A 16,583-nucleotide genomic window follows, 5' to 3' on the forward strand; every position below is an offset into this window, starting at 1 on the left:
CGCATTAGGAGATTGTCATGTCTAGCATCGGACACGATGTAACCGCGGGCCACGAGCACGTACACGGCGACCACGCCCACGAAACGCCGCATGGCTGGCGTCGTTGGCTGTTCGCAACCAATCACAAGGACATCGGTACGCTGTACCTGATCTTCTCGTTCACCATGTTCCTCTCAGGGGGCGTGATGGCGCTGATGATCCGTGCCGAACTGTTCGAGCCGGGCCTGCAGATCATGCGGCCTGAGTTCTTCAATCAGCTGACCACCATGCACGGCCTGATCATGGTGTTCGGCGCGATCATGCCGGCCTTCGTCGGCTTCGCGAACTGGATGATTCCGCTGCAGATCGGCGCGTCGGACATGGCGTTCGCGCGCATGAACAACTTCAGCTTCTGGCTGCTGCCGGTGGCTGCCGTGCTGCTGGTCGGTTCGTTCTTCGCACCGGGCGGCGCGACCGCCGCGGGCTGGACGCTGTACGCGCCGCTCTCCACGCAGATGGGCCCGGGCATGGACTTCGCGATTTTCGCGGTCCACTTGATGGGCGCTTCGTCGATCATGGGCGGGATCAACATCGTCGTGACGATCCTGAACATGCGCGCACCCGGCCTTACGCTGATGAAGATGCCGATGTTCGTCTGGACGTGGCTGATCACCGCGTACCTGCTGATCGCCGTGATGCCGGTTCTGGCGGGCGCGATCACCATGGTGCTGTTCGATCGCCACTTCGGTACGTCGTTCTTCAACGCGGCAGGCGGCGGCGACCCGGTCATGTACCAGCACATCTTCTGGTTCTTCGGGCACCCCGAGGTGTACATCATGATCTTGCCGGCGTTCGGGATCGTGTCGCAGGTGATCCCGGCATTCTCGCGCAAGCCGCTGTTCGGCTATAGCTCGATGGTGTACGCCACTTCGTCGATCGCGATTCTGTCGTTCATGGTCTGGGCGCACCACATGTTCGCCACCGGCATGCCGGTGACGGGCCAACTGTTCTTCATGTACGCGACGATGCTGATCGCCGTGCCGACCGGCGTGAAGGTGTTCAACTGGGTCGCGACCATGTGGCGCGGTTCGTTGAGCTTCGAGACGCCCATGCTGTTCGCGGTCGGCTTCCTGATCGTGTTCACGTTCGGCGGCCTGTCGGGTCTGATGCTGGCCATGGCGCCGCTCGACATCCAGTATCACGGAACATATTTCGTGGTCGCGCACTTCCACTACGTGCTGGTGGCGGGCTCACTCTTCGCGCTGTTCTCGGGGTGGTACTACTGGGCGCCGAAGTGGACTGGCTGGATGTACAACGAAACGCGCGGCAAGATCCACTTCTGGGCGTCGATGTTCTTCTTCAACCTCGCGTTCCTGCCGATGCACTTCGTCGGTTTGGCCGGTATGCCGCGTCGTTACGCGGACTACCCGGCTCAGTTCACCGACTGGAACCAGGTCATCTCGATCGGCGCTTTCGGCTTCGGTCTGGCGCAGGTCTACTTCCTGTTCGCGGTTGCACTGCCGGCCTACCGTGGCGGCGGCGAACTCGAAAAGGCGAGCGACAAGCCGTGGGACGGCGCAACGGGCCTCGAATGGACCGTGCCGAGCCCGGCTCCGTTCCACACGTTCGAACACCCGCCGACGGTCGAGTAATCGGCAGTGGGGGAGGCAACCGGTTCCGGCTGCGGCGCGATATGCCGCGAACGGAACCGGGGCAGCGGCTCAGGCGGCTGCCACCCGGCAAGTCACAAAAGTATTCAGAAAATCGAGCATGACGCGCAATCCACAGGAAAGACGGTCGCCGGAGCAGATTCGCGCGGGCAACAGGCGGATAGGTTGGGTGATGTTCGTGATCGCGGCGGTCTTTTTCGCGAGCGTCATCATCAAGCAGCGGTTCTTCACCTGAGGCGGCGGTTGCCGTCTGTTCGCAGGTTTGTTGAGGATTGAGATGTCGACGCAACCGCCGGCTCCGGCCGATCGCTCTTTTAACCGTTCCATGTTGATCAAGCTGTTCGTCGTCGCGTTGATGATGTTTGGTTTCGGTTTCGCGCTGGTGCCGATGTACCGCGCGATCTGCCAGATCACCGGCATCAACAACCTGGTGCAGCGTGATGCCACGGCGCGCGAGGCGAAGAACACGCAGGTCGACATGAGCCGCACGATTTCGATCGAATTCGATGCGAACGCGCGCGGCCCGCTGGGTTTCAAGCCTGAGCAACGCAGTCTCGACGTCCATCCGGGCGAAGTGACCACCGTGATGTACGAGGTCAGGAACGAACAGGCGCGCACGATTCAGGCGCAAGCCATTCCGAGCTACGCGCCGAAGCAGGCGACCGAGTACTTCAAGAAGATCGAATGTTTTTGCTTTACGCAGCAGACGTTGACGGCGAATCAGACGAAGCGGATGCCGGTGGTGTTCGTGGTCGATCCGAAGTTGCCGAAAGACGTGAAGACGATCACGTTGTCGTACACGTTTTTCGAATTGAACACACCGGCCGCGGCAACGGCCGGCAGCGCAACACCCACGGCTAACACGGCCAATACGGCGGCAGCCACCGCCAATCCCGCCTGACGGGTTATCCCCCGCGCAGGCTAAGGAAACCGGGACAAGATGAGCGATAACGGCAGCGCCCCGCGCAAGAGTAGTTTTGGTCAGTCGATGCGGGCCGTGTTCTGGTCGTTCTTCGGTGTGCGCAAGCGTCGTGATCTGGAAGCCGACGCCACGCAACTGAATCCGCTGCATGTGATCGCGGCGGCGCTGATCTGCGCGGCCATTTTCATCGGCGTGCTGATCCTGGTCGTGCGTGCGGTGGTGGGTTGAGACGGCTAGATGCCGCGATAGTGACGGGCGCAGCAGCGCCCACGAATTAGAGTGAAGCGGTGCGGGTTCGACGCGCCGCCGAAGATACAGCCGGTGATTCCGGAACAACTGGACTGAAGTGGAGAATCAAGAATGAGCGGTCAAAACGAGAGCCCGTACTATTTCGTACCGCATCCGTCGCGGCATCCGATCAGCGCCGCTGCCGGGTTGCTGGTCATGCTCGGATCGCTTGCGGCCTGGATCAACGACCACGACTGGGCGCCGATCGGCGTGGTAGTCGGCTTGTTGTGGCTGCTCTTTACGCTGTGGCACTGGTTCGGCGACGCGATCGCGGAATCGGAAGGCGGCATGTACGGCAAGAATGTCGACAAGTCGTACCGCTGGAGCATGAGCTGGTTCATCTTTTCTGAAGTGATGTTCTTCGGCGCGTTCTTCGGCGCACTGTTCTACGCGCGTGAAATTGCGCTGCATCAACTGGGCAGCCTCGACTTCAAGCTAATCTGGCCGGACTTCTCGGCGGTGTGGCCGAACAACGGTCCGGCAGCGCTGGTCTCGACCTTCAAGTCGATGCAGCCGTGGCCGGTGCCGACCATCAATACCGCGCTGCTGCTGTCGTCGGGCGCAACGTTGACGGTCTCGCACCACGCGCTGCGTGAGGATCATCGCAAGAAGGCGATCATCTGGCTGGCGGCTACGCTGGTGCTCGGCGTCTGCTTCCTGTTCCTGCAAGGCTTCGAGTATTTCCACGCGTACAACGAACTGAATCTGACGCTGTCGTCGGGCGTGTATGGATCGACCTTCTTCCTGCTCACGGGCTTTCACGGTTTCCACGTGTTCCTCGGCGGCACGATGCTGGCGGTGGTGCTGGTGCGCCTGATTCGCGGCCACTTCACGGCGGAGCATCATTTCGCGTTCGAAGGCGCGGCGTGGTACTGGCACTTCGTGGACGTCGTGTGGCTCGGGCTGTACGTCGTCGTGTACTGGCTGTAAGCAGGTGATCTGGCAGTCTGGCCTGCGCCGACCGGCAAACCGGAATGTGTGCAGGCCGTTCGCGTGACGTTCTTCGGGGCGTGGCGCACGAGCAGTATGCAAAGCAACGCAAGCAGCGCCGCCCTCGACCCTGTCAGGGCGGCGTTTTGTTTGGCGGCGTGGGAAGCGTGGAGAGCTTGAAAGGTCGGGCTCAGCGCCCGTAGGGAATGCCGGTCGACTGAATCCAGCCCATCCAGTGAGCGAACAGGATGAACAGGAACAACGAGATCGACAGGCCCACCCGCGTGGCGAGCGACCAGACCATCCGCTTGGTTTTGCCCTTGTCATGCATCATGAAATACAGCGCCGACACCATGCTGGCGATGATCAGGACGAAGGCGATGGGAACGAGAATGTGCATGGAACCAGCTGAAACCCGAAAGCGCAGAGGCAAGACGTTTATTATCGCACCGCGCGCCGGCGTTTGCCGTAGCTTCCAGACGGCCTCGCGAGTCGCGTCAAAGGAGTGCGGTCGATGAAATTCCGCCTCATTCCCGCGCTGCTGATTCTGCTCGTGATCGTGGTGACGGTGCGGCTCGGTTTCTGGCAGCGCGATCGCGCGCATCAGAAAGAAGCGCTCGAGGCGCACATCTCGCAGTTCGAGAACGCGTCGGCGCAGACGCTGGGTAGCACGCCGCTTGCACTGAAGGACATCGAGTTTCATCGGGTAAAAGCGCGTGGCAGTTTCGTCGCGGACAAGGTCGTCTACCTCGATAATCGTCCGTATAACGATCAGCCGGGCTTTTACGTCGTGATGCCTTTTAAACTGGCCGGCGGCGGCTACGTGCTGGTGAATCGCGGCTGGTTGCCGCGCAACATGAGCAATCGCGAAACCATCGCGCCGTACAGTACGCCGCAGGGCGAGATCCAGATCGAGGGCATTGCGCGGGCCGACGCCACGCGCGCGTTCGAGTTGGGACAGGGCGGCTCGGCCGAGCATCAGTTGATCCGTCAGAATCTGGATACCGCCGCCTACGCCGCCGAAACCGGCTTGCCGCTGCAACCGTTCGTGATCCAGCAATTGAGCGACGACGGCGACAAACTGGTACGCGATTGGCCCGCGCCGGACAACGGCGTCGAGCGCAACTACGGCTATATGTTCCAGTGGTGGGGCATGGCGGCCGCCGCGCTGGTGTTCGGTCTGTATGCCGCGCGCCGGGCGGGCAGAAAAGCGCCGGTGTCCGGCGCATAACGCAAGCACAGCACAAGCGGTTTCGCGCGAGCTCGTCAGGGCACGACGCGAACCGCGCAATCATTGAAGTGAGGTCCTGTAGTGTCGACGCAATCCCCCCGTACGCCGCAAGCCGGCAAATCCGCCACGCCGAAAGCGATGCCAGGCCAGCCCAACGGCAAGGGCTCATGGCAACGCGGCCGCTGGGTCCTGCTGCTGCTGGCGGTGATCTGCGCGGCACCGATCGCCGTGTCCTATTTCACCTATTACGTGATCAAGCCGGCCGGCGGCAAGACGAACTACGGCACGCTGGTCGAGCCGCAGCGCCCGATCCCCGAATCGCTGACGGTTACCGGAGAAGACGGCAAGCCGCTCAAGCTGGCCACGCTACGCGGCAAATGGCTGATGATCTCGGTCGACAGCAGCGCGTGCGACAAAGCCTGCGTCACGAAGCTCTATTTCATGCGACAAATCCGCACAGCCCAGGGCCCGGAACGCGAGCGCGTCGTGCAAGTGTGGCTGCGCACCGATGCGGGCCATGTCGGTGACGTGATACAAAAGGCGTATCCGGACACCGACATGCTGATCGCCGATCCGGCCCAGGTCTCCGCCTGGCTGCCGGCCGACACCGGCACACAGGCGACCGACCACATCTATCTGGTCGATCCGAACGGCAATCTGATGATGCGTTTCCCGAAAGATCCGAACCCGAGCAAGATCAAGGGCGACGTGACCAAGCTGCTCAAATGGTCGACCATCGGCTGATGCGGCAACAAAGGTAAGAGAGAGATGTTCGTACTGCAACTGGCCCTGATCGGCTTGTGTATCGCGTTGTTGCCGTTGTCCTACGTGTGGGTCAAGGCCGACGACAACAAATTTCGCAAGCTGGTCTGGCTGACCACTTTTCTGACGCTCGATCTGGTGATGTTCGGCGGCTTCACGCGCCTCACCGATTCCGGGCTCGGTTGTCCCGACTGGCCGGGGTGCTACGGCACGTCGTCGCCGTTCATCGCGCATGCGGCGATCAGCGCGGCGCATCGATTGATGCCCACTGGGCCGGTCAGTTTGACGAAGGCCTGGATCGAGATGATCCACCGTTATTTCGCCATGGCGATCGGCGTGCTGATCATCGCGCAGACGATCATCGCTTGGACCGCGCGCATCAAGCGCCGCCCGCTCCATGTGTCGCAGTGGTGGCCGACCGCGCTGCTGCTGCTGATCCTCGTGCAGGGCGCGTTCGGCGCGTGGACCGTGACGATGAAACTGCAACCGGTCATCGTGACCACGCATCTGCTGCTCGGTCTCGCGCTGCTCGGCACGCTCGGCTGGCTGGCCGCGCGGCAAACGCCGCTGCCCGCCTACGAGCCCGAAGCCGCGCGCTGGCGCGTCGCGGCGCTCGCGGGCCTCGTGCTGCTGGTCGCGCAAATCGCGTTGGGCGGCTGGGTCAGCACGAACTACGCGGTGCTCGCCTGTACCGACTTCCCGACCTGCAACGGCCAATGGATTCCGCCGATGGACTTCGCGCACGGCTTTCACCTGTGGCGCGCGCTCGGTATGACCGGTGACGGTGAGATGATCACGCAGGACGCTTTGGTCGCGATCCACTGGACGCATCGCACATTCGCGATCGTGGTGGTCGCGTATCTGGTCTGGTTCGCGTTGAAATTGCGCCGTTTCGAGTCGCTGCGGCGGCCGGCGGATGGCGTACTGCTGGTGGTGCTGATCCAGTTCATCACCGGCTTGTCGAACATCGTTCTGCAATGGCCGTTGCCCATTGCGGTGGCGCATAACGGGGGGGCCGCGATCCTGCTGCTTTTGCTCGTTATGTTAAACTTTCGGATCGCTTATAGCCGTCCCGGCCGCGCCGCGCTTCCTGCGCGCGATGCCGCGCCAGCGTGACTCCACATGGACAGCACAACACTCTCCCAAACGCCCGGTAGCCGGGTCTCCCAGTATCTCGCCCTGACGAAGCCGCGCGTCACGCAACTCGCCGTGTTCTGCGCTGTCATCGGTATGTTTCTGTCCACGCCCGGCATGGTGCCGTGGACCGCGCTGATCGGCGGCACCGTCGGTATCTGGTTGCTGGCCGGCGCCGCGTTCGCGATCAACTGCCTGGTCGAACAGAAAATCGACGCGAAGATGCGGCGCACGTCGTGGCGTCCGTCGGCACGCGGCGAAATCACCACCACGCAGATTCTGTCGTTCTCCGCCGTGCTCGGCGGGCTCGGCATGTGGACGCTCTACACGTTCGCGAATCCGCTGACCATGTGGCTCACACTGGCTACCTTCGTCGGTTATGCGGTCATCTATACGCTGTTGCTCAAGCCGGCCACGCCGCAGAACATCGTGATCGGCGGCGCTTCGGGCGCCATGCCACCGGCGCTCGGCTGGGCTGCGGTCACCGGTCACGTGCCGGGCGACGCGTGGATCCTCGTGCTGATCATTTTCGTGTGGACGCCGCCGCATTTCTGGGCGCTCGCGCTGTATCGCCGCAAAGACTACGAAAACGCCGGCCTGCCGATGCTGCCGAACACGCACGGCGAACAGTACACGCGCCTGCATATTCTGCTGTACTCGGTGATCCTGTTCGCGGTCACGATGATGCCGTTCATCTCCGGCATGAGCGGCGTGGTGTACCTCGCGGCCGCCGTGCTGCTCGGCGCCATATTCCTTGCGTACGCCTGGAAGATCTACCGGGAGTACTCGGACGATCTCGCGCGCAAGATGTTCCGTTATTCGATCGTCTATCTGTCGCTGCTGTTCGCCGCGCTGCTGATCGACCACTATGCGCGCGTCCTGATCGGCGCGTAATACCACACCATGTTCAAGAACCGCTTCGCACGCAGCGCGCGTGCCGCTGTGATGGCCTGCGCGCTCGGCGCCGCGTTGATCGCCGCAGGCTGCGGAAAACAGCCGCCGGCGTTCACGAATCTCGACATCACTGGCAACACGCAATTCGGCAGCAACTTCTCGTTGCCCGACACGTCCGGCCAGGTTCGCACCATGGCCGACTACAAGGGCAAAGTGGTGGTGCTGTTCTTCGGCTACACGCATTGCCCGGACGTTTGCCCGACCACCATGGCCGAGCTCTCGCAGGCGCTTCAGCAACTCGGGCCGGACGCCGCAAAGCGCGTGCAGGTGCTGTTCGTCACCGTCGATCCCGAACGCGATACACCGGCGTTGCTCGCGCAATATGTGCCGGCGTTCAATCCGACCTTCGTCGGCTTGCGTCCGGCGGATCAGGCGCAGCTCACCAAGGTCACGAAAGATTTCCGCGTCTACTACGCGAAGGTGCCGGGCAAGACGCCGGACAGCTACACGATGGATCACACGGCTGCGAGCTATGTGTTCGATACGGACGGCAAGTTGCGTCTGTTCGCGCGCGACGGCCAGGGCGCAACGCCCTGGGTGCACGATATCAAGCTGCTGCTCGATTGATGCCGTGATGGACGCGGGTGCGTGCCTGCAGCATGTACCCGTTTGCTACCCGGCCTAATTGAGTACCCGCGAGTACTCGCGGGTACTCGCCGCGTCAAACTTCAACGCTTCAATTCGCGCAGCCTCAACCTCGCTCGTTTCATTCCTTCCGTACGACCCTCAAGCCGGCATCGGCAAATTCAAACCCGGCGCCAGCCGCGTCGCCTTGAACTCCGTCACCTCGTAGCGTGCGATCTGCTGCACCGCGAACGGGTCGCTGGCGAGAATCGCATCCAGTTTTTCACGTTCGACGCCCGCTGCCAGAATGATGCCGCCATCGCGCGGCACCTTCGGCCCGGCCGCGATGAACACGCCTGCTTCGAACTGTCTTGTCAGAAACGCACGATGCGCTTCGAGCACGTCGTCGACGCGTTCGAGCGATGCGATATAGCTCAGGTTGATGACGTACATGATGGTTCTCTTTTCTCCCAGGCGTCGATTATCGGTCAGCGGACGACTTATTGCGCGCGATCAACCCGATCGCCTGCGACGCCGTGAAGCAATCGGTTTCCTTACAACATGCCTCAAGTTGCCTGCACGCCATGCCGTTATAAATGAAGCAATCGTTTGCGGGCAGTCGCGGCGACGAACCACGCGCCCGCATTCGTCATGCTGAAGCAAGCTGAATACGGATCACACGAGAGAGACCATAACAATGAGCAGGATGAGTTTGAATCGCAAACTGTGGCTATCGCTCGCACTTGTCTGGCTGGGTTTGCTCGGCGTCGGGCTATGGAGCGCGGTCGAAACACGTAGCACGATGCTGGCCGAGCGCAAGGCGGGCATGGTGAACCTCGTCGACGCGGCGCAGGGCGTCGTGAACGGTTATTACACGCTGTCGCAGGGCGGCAGGATGAGCGAGGCCGACGCGCAGCGCGAAGCGCTCGCCCGTCTCGCGACCATGCGTTACGGCGAATCCGGCTACCTGTTCGTGATGGATTCGAAGCCGGTCGTGCTGATGCACCCGACGCTGCCGCAAATGACCGGCAAACCCGTCGGCGATTTCAAGGACCCGGACGGCAAGCTGCTGTACGTCGCGATCGTCGACGCGGCCAAAGCCAGCGGCCGCGGCTTTGCCGAATATCGCGGACGTCTGCCGCACAGCGAAACGGCGGTGCCGAAAATCAGCTACGTGGTGCGTTTCGCGCCGTGGGACTGGAACATCACGAGCGGCGTGTTCATCAAGGATATCGACACGGTCTACTACGAGACCTTGGCGCTGCATCTCGCCGTGGTGCTGGTGATCGGCGCGATCATCACGCTCGCTATGCTGCTGATCATCCGCAATGTGCGCGCGAGCCTCGGCGGCGAGCCGGATCAGGCGGCGCGGATCGCAGCGAGCATCGCACAAGGCGATCTGACGCAGGTCGTCGATGTGCGTCCGCAGGACACGACCAGCATGATGGCGGCGATGCATGGCATGCAGGATCGCTTGCAGCGGACCATCGGCGAGATTCGTCGCTCGTCGGAATCGATCGCCTCGGCGACGCAGCAGATTGCCGCGGGCAATAACGATCTGTCGCAGCGTACCGAGCAACAGGCGGCGTCGTTGCAGGAAACCGCGGCGAGCATGGAAGAGCTGACCGCGACGGTCAAGCAGAACGCCGACAACGCGCGTCAGGCGAGCGGGCTCGCGCACAACGCATCCGAAATCGCGACTCGCGGCAACGACGTCGTGAGCCGCGTGATCGGCACGATGGGCGAGATCAACGACAGCTCGAGGCAGATCGCGGACATCATCGGCGTGATCGAAGGGATCGCGTTTCAGACCAATATTCTCGCGTTGAATGCGGCCGTGGAAGCCGCGCGCGCCGGTGAGCAGGGCCGTGGTTTCGCGGTCGTCGCAGGCGAGGTGCGCAGCCTTGCGCAGCGTTCCGGTACGGCAGCCAAGGAGATCAAGCAGTTGATCGGCGCGTCGGTGGAGCGCGTGCATAACGGCTCGACACTGGTGCAGCAGGCCGGCACGACGATGGGCGAGATTCTGCAGGCGGTGCAGCGCGTCACCGACATCATGGGTGAGATCGCGGCGGCGTCGGAAGAGCAAAGCACGGGCATCGCGCAGGTCGGCCGCGCTGTCACGCAGATGGACGAAGTCACGCAGCAGAACGCGGCGCTAGTCGAACAGGCTGCGGCGGCCGCTGCTTCGTTGCAGGATCAGGCAGGGCGGTTGCGCGATACGGTGAGTGCGTTTCGAGTGGCTGGCGGGGCAACGGCGGGTTCGTCGGTTTCGGTAGCGGCGACGCGGCTCGCGGCGGCCACTTCGCGCGACGCCAAACCGGCGGCCGCGCAAAGCGCTTCGAAGCGGGTTACTAACGCGACTGGCTCGGCGCGAACTCATACACCGGCTCCGGCTCCGGCTCCGGCTCCGGTATCGGTCCAGGTCGAACCGAAGCTGTCGGCTTCCGCTGCACCCGTGGCATCGAATCCACCGGCAGCGGGCGCGAAGCTCGCAGCAAACGCAAGGCCGACGCCGGCTCCGAGTCCGGCGCGTGCCGCCGCCGAACCGGCAAAAACAGCTTCGTCCGACGAAGACTGGACGACGTTCTAACGAAGCCCAACCCGGCCGCGTGACGATCCGCACGCGGCCGCTCACGATGCATACCTATATGCCATCGTGATATTTCCCATCTCGCCGGGCATATGAGACCATTTGCGGTCCAGTTGGCGCCGCTCTGCCAAAAGCAGCACGCGCGCCCACTTTCACCCGAATCTGACACCGATCAGAGCGTCGATCAGCCCACCTGATCGACAGGAACCAGCGAGAATCACATGCAGCGCAGAAACATCCTCAAAGCCCTCTCCGCAGTGATCGCCGGCGCGGCGATCGTGACCAGCGTCGGCGCATATGCCGACGACAAAGTGATCAAGGTCGGCACCATCGGCGGCCCGGACGCGCAAATCTGGCAAGTCGTCACCCAGGTCGCGAAGCGCGAAGGTCTCAACGTGAAGGTCGTCGAATTCAACGACTACGTGCAGCCGAACGCCGCACTCGACGCGGGCGATCTCGACGCGAACAGCTTCCAGCATCAGCCTTACCTCGACAGCCAGGTCAAGCAACGCGGCTACAAGATCGTCAACGCCGGTCTCACGTACATCTCGCCGCTCGGCATCTATTCGAAGAAACTGAAGTCGGTGAAGGATCTGCCGCAAGGCGCGAAGGTCGCGGTGCCGAACGACCCGTCGAACGAAAATCGCGCGCTGCTGTTGCTGCAGGCGCAAGGCGTGATCAAGCTGAAGGCCGGCGCGGGCACGAACGGCAATAACGCCACGCCGCTCGACGTCGCCGACAATCCGAAGAAGGTCAAGCTCGTCGAACTCGACGCCGCGCAACTGCCGCGTTCGCTGTCGGACGTCGATGCTGCTGTGATCAACACGAACTTCGCGCTGGCCGCCGGCCTGCAGCCGACCAAAGACGCGATCGCGCTCGAAGACATCCACAGCCCGTACGCGAACCTGATCGCCGTGCGTGCGCAGGACAAAGACAAGCCGTGGGTGAAGAAGCTGGTCGCCGCTTATCAGTCGGAAGACGTGCGCCAGTTCATCAAGGCGCAGTTCAAGGGTTCGATGGTGCCGTCGTTCTAAGCGGCTGAATTACCCGAGCGGTAGCGGGCGCGTGCCGACACAGCACCGCCCGTTTCCGCCAGCCTACGAGCCTGCAAACCCGCAAACCCGCAAGCCCGCAAACCGACAAGCCGACAAGCCGACAAGCCGACAAGCCGACAAGCCGACAAGCCGACAAGCCGACAAGCCGACAAGCCGACAAGCCGACAAGCACCGCTCGACACGGGCCACCAAGCGAGCGCATCGAACCGCGCTCGGCGCATCGCGCGCCACCTCGCTGCTACAACCCCAACTCCCAGCGCTCGATCGTCAGCTCCTTGCCGAAGCGACGCTCCGGCGCCGTGCCGGCCAGCGTAAAACCCATGCGCTCGCACAAGCGTCGTGGCTCGGCAAGCGAAAGCTCGGTGGTCAGCGTGAGCTTCGTATAGCCGGCGCGCCGCGCGAAGCGCACACATTCGTTGATCAGTTGCGTGCCGATGCCGAGCCGCTGCAAATCCGGCTCGACCCACAAGAGCCGCACGCCCGCCACCGTCGTCGACACCCCGACGATGCACACCGAGCCGACCACCACACCCTCCTGATCGGCGACCCAGCACATCTCGCGCACCGGATCGCCGCGCTGCGTGTAATCCGCGACGACCCGCGCCAGCAACCCCTCGAACGAACGATCCCAGCCGTATTGCGCCGCAAACCACTGCGCCTGCCGATGCACGAGCCAGCCGCATTCACCGGGACGCGGCTGGCGCAGCAGCACGAGCTCGTGCGACGGCTGCGCGCGCAACATCCGCTCGATCAGCTTCATCGCACCGATCAACTGTTCCTGGGAGAGTGGCGTGAGACCTTGAAGCAGCGCCGACACCTCTTCGATCGCCGCGGTATCGAGCGGTGCGTAGGCCGCGTGGCCATTGTCGGTGAGGGCGATCAGCGACTGCCGGGCGTCCGTCTCCGACGGGCGCCGCGTGATCAGATTGCGTCGTTCGAAGCTGGTCAGCAGGCGGCTCAGATAACCGCTATCGAGGCCGAGCGCGCGCCCGAGCACCGAAGCCGTTTGCGCACGTCCGCGCGAGAGCTCGTGCAGCACGCGCACTTCCGTCAGCGAAAACGCGCTTCTTGCCAAATGCTCATGCAGCGCGCCAATGTGCTGGGTGTAGAAGCGGTTGAAATGGCGGACGGCCTGAGCGCGCCGCAGCGCCTCGGAATCTGTCAAATGCTGCTCCCCGGGGAATTATTTTGGCCTCGTATCCAGCACTATATTGGAACGTATCTTATTAAAAAAGCGGCGCCGACCCCGAGGTAGACGAATTGGTATCAGACAGGTATCAAGCGCGGTTTTCATCAGACTAGTAGAGGGCGAGCGTGGGCTCCGTCAACGCGCTTTCAGAAGCCTGAATACGGGTAAGTCCTGGGCTCCAGGAAGCCCCGTCCAGCACCCTCTCAAACCTCGCAAACGCTTGTTGCATAAGGCTTTTGGCCGATCTAGACCAGACTGATACCAGTTGATTGACTGGTATTATGTTGGTTATATAATGGGCTCTCATTTTTCGTTGGCCGAGATTCCCACAACGGCCCCCGGAGCCCCATGGAAACTCGCTGGTCCGCACTGATGCCTGACGCTCGCAACGTCACGCCGCTCTATTTGCAGCTCGCGCGCAATCTGGCGACGGCGATCCATTGTGGCGTCTGGTCGGCGGGCGAGGCGCTGCCGTCGGAGCGGACCTTGTCGGACGCGATCGGCGTGTCGCGTATCACCGCACGCAAGGCGATCGAACTGCTGGTCGAGCAAGGCTTGATCCGGCGCGCTCGCGGTGCGGGCAGCTTCATTACGCCGCGGGTCGAAGATCCGCTGTCGCGCCTCACCGGTTTCACCAAGAAGATGCAGCAACGCGGTTTCCGGCCGGATTCGGTGTGGCTCGAGCGCGATATCCGCGCCGCCAATCGTGACGAGCTGGTGCATCTGGGCTTGTCGCCCGGCGCGGCAGTGGCGAGTTTGCGGCGCCTGCGGCGCGCGGACGGCATCGTGATGGCGGTCGAGCATTCCGCGCTGCCGGCGGCGATCGTGCCCGACCCGCAAGCGATCGGCGTGTCGCTCTACGCGCATCTGGAACAACGCGGTCAGGCCGTGGTACGCGCGTTGCAGCACTTTCGCGCCGTCAACGCGTCGAGTGAGATTGCTTCGCTGATGGACCTCGAACCGCGCTCCGCGCTGCTGGTCATTACCCGCATCGGCTATAGCGCGGACCAGCGCGCCATCGAACTGACCGACACCTATTGCCGCGACGATTACTACGACTTCGTCGCCGAGTTGCGAACCTGACCGGCTGATCCGCCGGCGGGCCGCAAGGCCCACCGGGCGACGCGGCGATATCGCGCGCGGTTCGGCCACACCCCCGTATTACGCCTGACCAGAGAGACTCATGCTGACCGGAAACATACTCACCACCGATGGGTGGATTCACGGCACGCTCGAATACGAAAACGGCCGCATCACGGCACTGACCGGCGCCCGCGTCGATCCGTCGACCAACGACGCGCCGTACATCCTGCCGGGCTTCATCGATCTGCACGTGCATGGCGGCGGCGGTTCCGACGTAATGGAAGCCGGCGACGCGATCGAGGTGATCGCCCGCACGCATGCGCGCTACGGCACGACCAGCCTGCTCGCCACCACCATGACCGCGCCGCGCGACGAACTGATGAACGTGGTCGCCGGTCTCGGCAACAACGCGAAAGTCCGCACGCCCGGCGGCGCGCGCGTGCTCGGCGTGCATCTGGAAGGGCCGTACATCAATCCCGGCAAACTCGGCGCGCAACCCGACGCGGCGGTCTCCGCGGTGATGGAAGAAGTGCTGAAGTATCTGTCGATCGCACCGATTCGCGTGGTCACGCTGGCGCCGGAAATTGCCGGCCACATGGAGATCATCTCCGCGATGGCGGCGCGCGGCGTGCGCGTGCAGCTCGGCCATTCGCTCGGCACCTACGACGACGCCGTCGCGGCGCTCAAGCACGGCGCCTGCGGCTTCACGCATCTGTTCAACGCGATGTCGCCGCTGCATCACCGCAATCCCGGGCTCGTCGGCGCCGCGCTCGCGCATGCCGAATTCGCCGAAATCATTCCCGATCTGCTGCACGTGCATCCGGGTGCGATCCGCGCCGCGTTGCGCGCGATTCCGCGCCTGTATGTGGTGACGGACAGCACCTCGGCCACCGGCATGCCGGACGGCGAATACCGCCTCGGCAGCCAGCACGTCACCAAGTGTCTCGGCGGCGTGCGTCTGGCCGACGGCACGCTCGCCGGCAGCACGCTGACCATGGATCAGGCGCTGCGCAATCTCGTCTCGATCGGCTTGCCGATCGCCGATGTATCAAACCGTTTGTCGCGCTACGCCGCCGACTATCTCGGCATCGAAGACCGCGGCCGCATCGCGCGCGGCGCATGGGCCGACGTGGTCGTGTTCGATCGTGAACTGGCGTTGACCGCGACTTACGTCGAAGGAGAAGCAATTGTCGAATATGCTTAAAGAGGCGCTGGCGTCCGCTGAAACGGTCGCCGCGCAACTCACGGACACCTCGCGCGTCGAGGCCTTGGCCGCGAAGCTCGCGCAGCAGCCGCGCCATGTTGCGCTCACCGTCGCGCGCGGCAGTTCGGACCACGCGGCGAGCTACTTCGCCAGCTTGACCATGAGCCGCCTCGGCGTGCCGGTCGCGTCGCTGCCGATGTCGGTCGCGACGCTCCAGCAAGCGCCGCTGCAAGTGCGCGATCAGCTCGCGCTGGCGTTTTCGCAGTCGGGCAAGAGCCCGGATCTGGTCGGCACGATGCAGGCGCTGCGCGAAGCCGGCGCGCTGACCGTCGCCGCGGTGAACGCGCCCAGCTCGCCGTTGGCCGATGCGTGCGAGTGGCATCTGCCGCTCGTCGCCGGTCCGGAACTGAGCGTCGCGGCCACCAAGAGCTATATCGCGATGCTGTCGATCTCCGCGCAACTGGTCGCGCATTGGCAGCAAGACGCCGACCTGCTCGCCGCGTTGAACACGCTGCCCGACGCGCTGCGAACGGCGGGCACGCTCGACTGGAGTCAAGCCGTCGACGAATTGCGCGGCGTCGAACGCATGATCGTGATCGGCCGCGGTCTGGGTCTCGCGATCGCGCAGGAAGCCGCCCTCAAGCTGAAGGAAACCTCCGGTATTCAGGCCGAAGCGTTTTCGAGCGCGGAAGTGCGTCATGGTCCGATGGAATTGATCGACCGCGACTATCCGCTGCTGGTGTTCGCACCGCGCGGACCCGAGCAGGCCGGCCTGCTGCAACTCGCCCGCGACATGCGTGCGCGCGGCGCCAACGTGCTGCTCGCGGCGCCTGCCGACGTGGCGGAAGCCACGCTGCCGCTCGCGACCACCGCTCATGCGGCGCTCGATCCGATCGCCGCGATCCTGTCCTTTTACGTGATGGCCGCCGGCCTTGCCGCCGCACGCGGGCGCAATCCCGATGCGCCGCGCCATCTCAACAAAGTCACCGAAACTCACTGACGAGAAATCAGATGCGACGTGTCGAGGA

At 63.4% G+C, this 16,583-nt stretch carries 18 protein-coding genes; 15 read left to right on the forward strand and 3 right to left on the reverse strand.

All coding sequences use genetic code 11. From position 1 onward, the window contains the following. The first annotated feature begins 17 nt into the window (after window positions 1–17). The 5 genes from ctaD to BX591_RS15930 all read left to right on the forward strand — a co-directional run bounded on the left by ctaD (window position 18) and on the right by BX591_RS15930 (window position 3,789). Window positions 18–1,631, forward strand: coding sequence for a cytochrome c oxidase subunit I (ctaD, locus tag BX591_RS15915; protein ID WP_105510849.1), 1,614 nt, complete (start codon window positions 18–20; stop codon window positions 1,629–1,631). A 118-nt stretch (window positions 1,632–1,749) separates the two neighbouring features. Beyond that, a complete protein-coding gene (locus BX591_RS36955; RefSeq protein WP_035553669.1) occupies window positions 1,750–1,884 on the forward strand; it encodes a cytochrome oxidase small assembly protein in 135 nt (44 codons plus the stop codon). Window positions 1,885–1,926: 42 nt separating this feature from the next. Continuing rightward, entirely contained in the window at window positions 1,927–2,550 is a 624-nt protein-coding gene (locus BX591_RS15920) for a cytochrome c oxidase assembly protein (RefSeq protein WP_111932369.1), read from the forward strand. 39 nt (window positions 2,551–2,589) lie between these two features. After that, complete coding sequence (locus BX591_RS15925; RefSeq protein WP_105510851.1) at window positions 2,590–2,799, forward strand: DUF2970 domain-containing protein; 210 nt, start codon at window positions 2,590–2,592, stop codon at window positions 2,797–2,799. A gap of 132 nt (window positions 2,800–2,931) precedes the next feature. Continuing rightward, window positions 2,932–3,789, forward strand: a complete 858-nt coding sequence (locus BX591_RS15930; protein ID WP_111932370.1) for a cytochrome c oxidase subunit 3 — start codon at window positions 2,932–2,934, stop codon at window positions 3,787–3,789. A 190-nt stretch (window positions 3,790–3,979) separates the two neighbouring features. On the opposite strand, the gene BX591_RS15935 is transcribed toward BX591_RS15930, so the two are convergent. Continuing rightward, window positions 3,980–4,189 (reverse strand): twin transmembrane helix small protein, encoded by a 210-nt coding sequence (locus BX591_RS15935; protein WP_007179452.1) that lies wholly within the window; start codon window positions 4,187–4,189, stop codon window positions 3,980–3,982. A gap of 114 nt (window positions 4,190–4,303) precedes the next feature. Here BX591_RS15935 and BX591_RS15940 point away from each other — a divergent pair, with 114 nt between their 5' ends. From BX591_RS15940 to BX591_RS15960, 5 genes are all read left to right on the forward strand, one after another. Continuing rightward, window positions 4,304–5,020, forward strand: coding sequence for an SURF1 family protein (locus BX591_RS15940; protein ID WP_111932371.1), 717 nt, complete (start codon window positions 4,304–4,306; stop codon window positions 5,018–5,020). 138 nt (window positions 5,021–5,158) lie between these two features. Further along, the gene (locus BX591_RS15945; protein WP_244147029.1) at window positions 5,159–5,764 is read left to right on the forward strand and encodes an SCO family protein; all 606 of its coding nucleotides are present in this window, start codon (window positions 5,159–5,161) and stop codon (window positions 5,762–5,764) included. A gap of 24 nt (window positions 5,765–5,788) precedes the next feature. Next, window positions 5,789–6,898 (forward strand): COX15/CtaA family protein, encoded by a 1,110-nt coding sequence (locus BX591_RS15950; protein ID WP_111932373.1) that lies wholly within the window; start codon window positions 5,789–5,791, stop codon window positions 6,896–6,898. A gap of 6 nt (window positions 6,899–6,904) precedes the next feature. Then, entirely contained in the window at window positions 6,905–7,810 is a 906-nt protein-coding gene (cyoE, locus tag BX591_RS15955; protein WP_111932374.1) for a heme o synthase, read from the forward strand. A gap of 9 nt (window positions 7,811–7,819) precedes the next feature. After that, window positions 7,820–8,437 (forward strand): SCO family protein, encoded by a 618-nt coding sequence (locus BX591_RS15960; RefSeq protein WP_111932375.1) that lies wholly within the window; start codon window positions 7,820–7,822, stop codon window positions 8,435–8,437. A gap of 159 nt (window positions 8,438–8,596) precedes the next feature. Here BX591_RS15960 and BX591_RS15965 read toward each other — a convergent pair whose 3' ends face one another. Next, window positions 8,597–8,887 (reverse strand): YciI family protein, encoded by a 291-nt coding sequence (locus tag BX591_RS15965; RefSeq protein ID WP_111932376.1) that lies wholly within the window; start codon window positions 8,885–8,887, stop codon window positions 8,597–8,599. Between the two features lie 253 nt (window positions 8,888–9,140). Here BX591_RS15965 and BX591_RS15970 point away from each other — a divergent pair, with 253 nt between their 5' ends. Together BX591_RS15970 and BX591_RS15975 are read left to right on the forward strand one after the other, a co-directional pair. Beyond that, on the forward strand, window positions 9,141–11,024 hold the full coding sequence (locus BX591_RS15970; protein WP_167444570.1) for a methyl-accepting chemotaxis protein: 1,884 nt from the start codon (window positions 9,141–9,143) through the stop codon (window positions 11,022–11,024). Window positions 11,025–11,245: 221 nt separating this feature from the next. Further along, window positions 11,246–12,058: a MetQ/NlpA family ABC transporter substrate-binding protein gene (locus BX591_RS15975; protein WP_111932378.1), complete on the forward strand. Its 813-nt coding sequence runs from the start codon at window positions 11,246–11,248 to the stop codon at window positions 12,056–12,058. A 259-nt stretch (window positions 12,059–12,317) separates the two neighbouring features. Here BX591_RS15975 and BX591_RS15980 read toward each other — a convergent pair whose 3' ends face one another. Further along, window positions 12,318–13,244 carry a bifunctional helix-turn-helix transcriptional regulator/GNAT family N-acetyltransferase gene (locus tag BX591_RS15980; RefSeq protein ID WP_111932379.1) on the reverse strand — a complete coding sequence of 309 codons (927 nt, stop codon included), beginning with the start codon at window positions 13,242–13,244 and terminating at the stop codon, window positions 12,318–12,320. Window positions 13,245–13,616: 372 nt separating this feature from the next. Here BX591_RS15980 and BX591_RS15985 point away from each other — a divergent pair, with 372 nt between their 5' ends. From BX591_RS15985 to BX591_RS15995, 3 genes are all read left to right on the forward strand, one after another. Continuing rightward, window positions 13,617–14,351 carry a GntR family transcriptional regulator gene (locus BX591_RS15985; RefSeq protein ID WP_111932380.1) on the forward strand — a complete coding sequence of 245 codons (735 nt, stop codon included), beginning with the start codon at window positions 13,617–13,619 and terminating at the stop codon, window positions 14,349–14,351. Between the two features lie 100 nt (window positions 14,352–14,451). Continuing rightward, window positions 14,452–15,555 (forward strand): N-acetylglucosamine-6-phosphate deacetylase, encoded by a 1,104-nt coding sequence (gene nagA, locus BX591_RS15990; protein ID WP_105510863.1) that lies wholly within the window; start codon window positions 14,452–14,454, stop codon window positions 15,553–15,555. Beyond that, window positions 15,548–16,555: an SIS domain-containing protein gene (locus BX591_RS15995; RefSeq protein WP_111932381.1), complete on the forward strand. Its 1,008-nt coding sequence runs from the start codon at window positions 15,548–15,550 to the stop codon at window positions 16,553–16,555. The genes nagA and BX591_RS15995 overlap by 8 nt, the downstream gene beginning before the upstream one ends. Window positions 16,556–16,583 lie beyond the last annotated feature (28 nt).

It is taken from the genome of Paraburkholderia bryophila (assembly GCF_003269035.1).
Lineage (GTDB): Bacteria > Pseudomonadota > Gammaproteobacteria > Burkholderiales > Burkholderiaceae > Paraburkholderia > Paraburkholderia bryophila.